We start from the raw sequence: 446 nt of genomic DNA, 5'->3' as shown, positions 1-446 counted from the left end.
GGGGAAGAAAAAAACCCCGCCGATAAGCCAGAGCCTTCCAGTGATGATATTGATAATATTGACATAGACATTGATACAAGCAATACGGCAGACGAACAAGCCAAAACCGACGACGCCGATCTTGCTTCTGATGATTTTGCGAACATCTCGTTAGACGAAACAGCCACAGATGATGTTGCTTCAAACGACGCCGCTTCAGACGATGCCGGTCTTGCCGACGATGATTTTGCAGGCATTTCGTTAGACGACGACACAACCGCAGGCGATCTTGCCATGGACGATTTTGCCGACATTTCATCTGATGATAACAAAACATCAGAAGACGAAGCGTCAGCAGATGTTTCGTTAGATGACACTTCCTCTCCTGACATCGCGTCAGATGACCTCGCATCAGATGACCTTGCTTTAGATAACACCGGTCTTGCCGACGATGATTTTGCCGATAT

At 47.3% G+C, this 446-nt stretch carries 1 pseudogene; it reads left to right on the top strand.

Going from position 1 to position 446, the window contains the following annotated elements:
* Positions 1-446: pseudogene (locus ACYVTD_RS16840) on the top strand (hypothetical protein); the annotation flags it as partial.

It is taken from the genome of Treponema sp. R6D11 (genome assembly GCF_054786075.1).
Note: the sequence above shows the minus strand (reverse complement) of the source record. Positions and strands in the feature narration are given on the sequence as shown.